This window comes from Leptolyngbya cf. ectocarpi LEGE 11479 (assembly GCF_015207065.1).
Taxonomy (GTDB): Bacteria; Cyanobacteriota; Cyanobacteriia; order Phormidesmidales; family Phormidesmidaceae; genus Leptothoe; species Leptothoe ectocarpi.
The window spans coordinates 1-6,210 of the sequence record NZ_JADEXP010000372.1 but is presented as its reverse complement, the minus strand read 5'-3'; the positions used below and the strand labels follow the sequence as shown (position 1 = coordinate 6,210).

8 protein-coding genes are annotated in these 6,210 nt (G+C 48.1%); 6 read left to right on the top strand and 2 right to left on the bottom strand.

Annotated features, from left to right (window positions below):
* Positions 1 to 298 precede the first annotated feature (298 nt).
* Entirely contained in the window at positions 299 to 736 is a 438-nt protein-coding gene (locus IQ260_RS25975) for a hypothetical protein (RefSeq protein ID WP_193995984.1), read from the top strand.
* 459 nt (positions 737 to 1,195) lie between these two features.
* Here the strand turns inward: IQ260_RS25975 and IQ260_RS25970 are convergent, their stop codons facing one another.
* Entirely contained in the window at positions 1,196 to 2,092 is an 897-nt protein-coding gene (locus IQ260_RS25970) for a M48 family metalloprotease (protein WP_193995983.1), read from the bottom strand.
* Positions 2,093 to 2,324: 232 nt separating this feature from the next.
* On the opposite strand from IQ260_RS25970, the gene IQ260_RS25965 reads away from it, so the two are divergent.
* From IQ260_RS25965 to IQ260_RS25955, 3 genes are all read left to right on the top strand, one after another.
* On the top strand, positions 2,325 to 2,876 hold the full coding sequence (locus IQ260_RS25965) for a Uma2 family endonuclease (protein ID WP_193995982.1): 552 nt from the start codon (positions 2,325 to 2,327) through the stop codon (positions 2,874 to 2,876).
* 504 nt (positions 2,877 to 3,380) lie between these two features.
* Positions 3,381 to 3,602, top strand: a complete 222-nt coding sequence (locus IQ260_RS25960) for a DUF6737 family protein (protein ID WP_193995981.1) — start codon at positions 3,381 to 3,383, stop codon at positions 3,600 to 3,602.
* On the top strand, positions 3,599 to 3,973 hold the full coding sequence (locus IQ260_RS25955; protein ID WP_193995980.1) for a DoxX family protein: 375 nt from the start codon (positions 3,599 to 3,601) through the stop codon (positions 3,971 to 3,973). Before IQ260_RS25960 ends, IQ260_RS25955 begins: the two co-directional genes overlap by 4 nt.
* Before the next feature lie 75 nt (positions 3,974 to 4,048).
* On the opposite strand, the gene IQ260_RS25950 is transcribed toward IQ260_RS25955, so the two are convergent.
* The gene (locus IQ260_RS25950; protein WP_193995979.1) at positions 4,049 to 4,192 is read right to left on the bottom strand and encodes a hypothetical protein; all 144 of its coding nucleotides are present in this window, start codon (positions 4,190 to 4,192) and stop codon (positions 4,049 to 4,051) included.
* A gap of 246 nt (positions 4,193 to 4,438) precedes the next feature.
* Here IQ260_RS25950 and IQ260_RS25945 point away from each other — a divergent pair, with 246 nt between their 5' ends.
* Both IQ260_RS25945 and IQ260_RS25940 read left to right on the top strand, forming a co-directional pair.
* On the top strand, positions 4,439 to 5,659 hold the full coding sequence (locus tag IQ260_RS25945; protein ID WP_193995978.1) for a BaiN/RdsA family NAD(P)/FAD-dependent oxidoreductase: 1,221 nt from the start codon (positions 4,439 to 4,441) through the stop codon (positions 5,657 to 5,659).
* 253 nt (positions 5,660 to 5,912) lie between these two features.
* On the top strand, positions 5,913 to 6,210 hold a 298-nt coding region (locus IQ260_RS25940; RefSeq protein ID WP_193995977.1), incomplete at its 3' end, for a hypothetical protein.

The window sequence follows — 6,210 nt, the reverse complement described above, 5'->3', positions numbered from 1 at the left end:
CCTTCCATCGCTGCATAGGCCATTCAGGCTTGATAACAAGTCAATATAAGAAAAAGCGGCGCTGTCCAGATTGGACAGCGCCGCTTTTGGTTGAGTAGGCAACTACACGGATGAGTACCAGTATTCAAACAGGTCACCAATATTTCTTCTTACTTGCATGAGAGCAATGAATTTTCAATAAAAAGAATTTCTGTTGATAAAAACTTAGTAAACTCAGCCCTGAGTACTCCATGGTTTCCTCCATAGCTTGCTAGTTTAAGAATAACCTGTGTTCATTATTCTTAATACTCTCTTTGCTATGACTTCAGCACCACCCGTTCAATCAGGCCACCCTACACAAAAGAAGAAGGGAAAAACAATGGCCAGATTAGTCCTGCTGATAATGCTTGGTGCAGGGACCTGGGGAACTCTCTTCATGACTGGAGTAGTCACGTTAGGTGGCGTTCCATATTCGGTCGTCAGAAGAGTTTGGCAAACTCCCATCGCTCGTCAGGCCCTACTGCAAAGAAATTCAGTAGAGCTGCACGATATTATGGACAGTATGGGTATTGAGGAGGAAATCAAGCTCTATCACAGCAAGCACATCAAAGACCCAGTGGAGTTAGACCAACATATCCACCAAATTCTCTATAACTGGACACGCTACGTTGGTGCAAATTATGTCGTAGTCAGGGGCAAGCTAATCCCCAAAACTTACGACATGGTTGAGGAAGTGTATGAGTGCCCTGAATGCTAGAACAGTTGCATTCCATGGCAATTGCATGACGTCTGAGCTTACAACCTTATGTCTATCTGAAATCCCCCATGAGCCTTAGCGCCCATGGGGGATTCTTATGATACAAAACAGTGAACCGCCTCTGACCGCAGTGTCAGAGGCTTTTTTTATGGCTTTTGAGTCCCCTGTGCTTCTCCATCGGTAATCCTTTAGCACATCCCTAATCAGGGCACTCCACAGTGATCGCAGACACAAACCAAGAAAAATTGATAGTTATATAAACAGACCGTAGGCTTCTCTCGTAGAGGATTGTATATGCCATATAACGGCTTACAGTGGAATCACAGACAAAGCAAGTTATGACATAACGTCCTAGCACGAACCCTATATCTAAGTAAACAGGATTCTGTTTGCTTGACCCTTTATATCTAAACCGAATCCCCTGTGAACGTTAGCGTCCACAGGGGATTCTTATCACACTTAAGCCACAGGGCTGAGCTTTTTAGCAGTGCTTGTCTCGCTCTTTTTCGCCAGCTGCTTTAAGCGCTCGATTCGATCCTCTGTAGGAGGATGGGTCAGAAACAGCTTCATCAAGCCTTCCTTTGAGAGAGGATTCACAATAAATAGTGGAGCAAAGGCGGGATTACCCTGTAGAGGCACTTTATGCCCAGCTGCTTCTAAGGTTTCGAGCGCGCGTACCAACGCGAGAGGATTTTGAGTAATCTCTGCAGCTCCTTCGTCAGCTGCATACTCTCGTGTTCTAGAAATTGCCATGCGCAGCAGTCCCGCACCCAGGGGGGCAATCACCAATAAAAACAAAATCACAATCGGGTTGTTGCCTCGTCGCCCGGCTCGTGCAATGGGAAAGTACAGTGCACCCAAGGTCAAAATGCGGCCCAGAAATGTCAACGCCCCTGCCAGAGTTCCAGCGACAGCCTGGGTAAGCGTGTCTCGATTGCGTACGTGGGTGAGTTCATGGGCAATCACAGCGTCTAGCTCATCAGGAGATAAAAGCTTAATTATGCCTTCGGTAAGGGCGATCGCAGCATGGTCAGGATCGCGTCCAGTGGCAAAAGCATTGGGAGCCTCCGATGGCACAATGTACAGAGCTGGCATGGGAACTCCAGCGAGATCGCACAATTTTTCAATGCGGTCCCATAGCTCTGGAGCCTGCTCGCGCGGTGTCGGTTTAGCCTGAAACGCAGATAGAGCGGCGCGGTCAGAATAGTACCAGGACCCAAAACTACTCAAGGCTGCAAAGCCTAGTCCATAGTAGAGCCCTTGCTCGTTGCCAACCAGTAGATACCCGGCAAGTACAATTAATCCACTGAGTAGTATCAGTAATCCCAGGGTTTTGAGCTGATTTATCCTAACCATGAATGCCTCGCTATTAGACCCACATTTGCTGCGTTGCTGGTAGTTCCACTCACCTTGAAAGAAGTAGTATTACCAACCGTCGCAAAAACACAATGCTGTCTTAATTCTTAACAAAAGTTTGCTTTAGAATAAGCGCTTATACTCACATAGATGTATACCCAAAGATGTATTTCTCTGGGATAGGCGCTTTAAACTACCGATACGCCCTTTCACTGCGTGAGGCCAGGTTCCCATGACCGTCACTACTTATAAATGGACCACTGACCGGTACCATCAGGCCATCCAAGCTGGTGTATTTGACGAGCAGCCAGTCGAACTCTTACGGGGAGAAATCATCGTCATGCCGCCAGAGGGTGAACCTCACGCCTACTACAACCGTAAAGCAGGCGATTACCTGCGAGCCTTACTTGGCAGTCGAGCCCAAGTTAGCGAAGCTCACCCGATCACCCTCAGTGGTAACTCAGAACCCATCCCTGATCTGGCTATCATTAAACCCCTGGGCACCGTCTATTTAGAGCATCACCCATATCCCAGCGACATCCACTGGCTAATCGAATTTTCCAACGCTACTCTCACCAAAGATCTAACGACAAAGAAAACTACTTATGCAGAAGCCAATATCCAAGAGTACTGGGTTGTCAATCTAAAGGCCAAACAGCTTCATGTTTTCAAAAATCTGCAGAATGGGCAATACACTACGGAAGAGATCTTGAAAACTGGAACCATCTCACCCGTGGCCTTTCAGGATATAAAGATTCAGGTACATCGCCTGATGACCCCATAGCGCCAAGTTTTGCATGTACGAATAACGCATCTCAACGAAAAAGTCATGCAAAACCAACCCCAAATCCGATCAGAGACCTGATCCCCATCTAGAAAAATCGAAAAAACGTATCAATAGCAACCACTTGAGGTCAATTCTAAAGAAAATAAGTAATTACACCTATTTGTCATCTTCCCATGGGATTCTTAAATCAAGTTGATAGTTCAACACGTTTCTACAGGCTTTGACACATTTTGGTGTATGTGGCTTATTTAGATACGTGATCGCAGCTACTTCGGGTGCTTCGTCACGATGCCCGAGTGCTTGCTAATGAACTCCTCAGGTTTTGCTGGTGTCTGTTGATGCTAGCAATTTTAGAACCGGGGCTATCTGTTTTACACAGATGGCTCCTGGGGTGGGTTAACAAGGAGCGGGCGAGACAGTGGTTACTGTTTCAACCGCTTTTTTTTTGCGATCGCAACAAGCTACCCTAGTCTGGTGTGGTGTATTGAGCAACTGTCATCTATGGAACCATCAGAACAACCGCAGTCGCTCTGGCAGTCAAAACCCTGGTGGTGTCAGCCCTGGTCCATTGTCTTGACCGGTCTGGCTGTGCCCACGGTGAGCTGGGTCTGGCTGCATCGCTGGTGGCTTACAGCACCAGCCTCAGTCGTAATTTTAGTGTGGTGGTATCTGTTCTTATATTTGGTCCCCAAGGAATACAAAACCACCCAGTCTGATCTATGAAGTATCTCCCCCTAGCTGCCCGCATCTGTTTGGCCCTGATCTTTTTAAAGGCTGGCATTAGCCACCTGATGGGCTTTGCCGGATTCGCTGACATGCTCGGTCAGCGCTTACCCCTCGGCGGCCTATTGGCAGCGGGCACCATTATTTTTCAGCTACTGGGCAGCCTATCGCTGCTGCTGGGCTACAAGATCAAACTCGGCGCGCTGTTGCTGATCATATTTTTGATACCGGCAACGCTGATGTTTCATAACTTTGTCATTGATGGCAGCCAAACGAATGCTTTTCTAAAGAATGTGGGGCTGATCGGCGGTCTGCTCATGATGATTTATACCGGTGCGGGAGCCGCCAGTTTGGATGAAGCGTTGAACTAGGAACCGTTGGCCTGGGCGCGTACCTTTTGACTGCGCTCAAGGTACGCGCGGCCTTAGTATTAGTTAGGTTTGGCCTTAACCCTCGGAGCCATTGCTAATTTGGACATGCTCCATCACACGGGCCTTCTTGGCCTCTGAACCATTACTGGGCTGAGCGATAGTTAAGCTGACTGTGGCACTAAGGGCCAGATGCTTACGGATTTGATCTTTGTTTGCCATGGTGGGTTTGTTACTTTTTGAAATAATCTGAAACTTTTATTAAGATAGCTTGAAAAAGAAATTGGCTGCCCGAAACGCTTCAAGTCCCAGACAGCCAAGGCAATCATCACTATTAGCATCCTGACTTCCACTTAAGAAATTTCAGATGCCTTCACATTTATTAATATACGACAATAAAAGTACAATATGTAACTTTTCTCGCACCTACGGGATATTTTTGCTGGATGTTTTTAGAGGATTAATTGGGTGACCAAGCAACATGTGGGGGTAATTGGCGGTGGCGCGGCAGGTTTTTTTGGTGCGATCGCGGCAGCTGAAGCCCATTCTCAGGCAGCTGTCACCCTCTACGAAGCCGGTCCCGACTGCCTAGCCAAGGTGCGGATCTCCGGCGGTGGTCGCTGCAATGTCACCCACCACTGTTTTGACCCGGCCCAGCTAGTGCAGCACTATCCCCGAGGTGGCAAAGCACTGCGGGGGCCATTTTCCCGCTTTCAGCCTCAGGACACCATCGCCTGGTATCAGCAGCGAGGAGTCAAGCTTAAAACTGAGGCGGACGGTCGCATGTTTCCAGTGACTGATGATTCCGACACCATTGTGGACTGTCTGAGGAAAGCCGCAATCAAAGCCGGGGTGACGATCAAAACTCGTTCGCCGGTCAGGTCCGTCAACAAAACCGACTCGGGGTTTGGCCTTGGTTTTAAGGATGGAGACGTGCGGTGCGATCGCATCCTTCTGGCCACCGGCAGCAGCCCTCAGGGACATCGCATTGCTAGAAGTCTGGGCCATACCATCGAGCCCCCCGTGCCCTCCCTATTTACGTTTACGGTTAAAGACGCGGCCTTAAGACAGCGCAGCGGTTTGTCAATGAACCCGGTGGAGGTCAAGCTCAAACTGCCAGGCACCAAAAAGCCGCTGACTCAAACCGGTCCGGTGCTCGTTACCCACTGGGGGCTGAGCGGTCCTGCCGTCTTAAAGCTATCAGCCTGGGGGGCTCGGGCACTCCATGACCAGGAGTATCAAGGAACGATAATCATCAACTGGCTACCGCAGCTCAGCCAGGATGCGGTGCGGGCTCAGTTGCAGGCAGCGAGGAGTGAAGGGGGGAAGCGTGCGATCTCAAACCATAACCCGACACCAGCTCCTAAACGCCTATGGACCTACTTTGTGCAGCGTGCCCAGATTGATCTTCAAACCCAGTGGACCACCCTCTCCAACAAAGCCATTAACAAGCTTACGCAGGAACTACGCCAGGGAGAATACGCTCTCCAAGGCAAAGGCGTTTTCAAAGATGAATTTGTCACCTGCGGCGGCGTCCGTCTAAAAGAGGTTAACTTCAAGACCATGGAAAGCCGCCTCTGTCCAGGGTTATTCCTGGCTGGAGAAATTCTCGACATTGACGGCATTACCGGCGGCTTTAATTTTCAAAGCGCCTGGACCACCAGTTGGCTGGCAGGGAAAAATATTTAGGCCCAAAAGAAGGGAAATTGGTTAATTTTTCAAAACGATTCCTTATTACGTAACATCACGCTACGATGATGCACTTGCAAAAAAGTACAAGTGTACTATGATGAATATATCAAAGTGTTCACTCACTCCTACATTCACTTTTGACTTCATTCATTTTGTAACAGCTTCTTATTTGTCCTAATTGAAGGAAGTGACCTGCTCTGGCAACACAGCTAAGATTTAGTTACTTTTCAATCAGGATACAAGATGAGCTATGGAGTCAGAAGCCTTGGTGTCAGTATCGCAAAGGGTCTTAGCATCAATGAGAGAGATAGACAATGTAATTACACAGCTCCAAGCATGTGTTGAAGATAGCCTTGCTAAAGGTCTCATTGATGATGAGACCTACAGCCAGCTTTCAAATACTCTGTTTGAAATGACTGATTCTTTTAGTAGTTACAAGGCTTCGATAGATGAAATAGAGTATAAAAGTCCCAACTTCCCCAAGTTGAACGATGAAGATTTTACACCAACATCGGATGAGCTAAGCTCAATATACACAGCTCAAAATC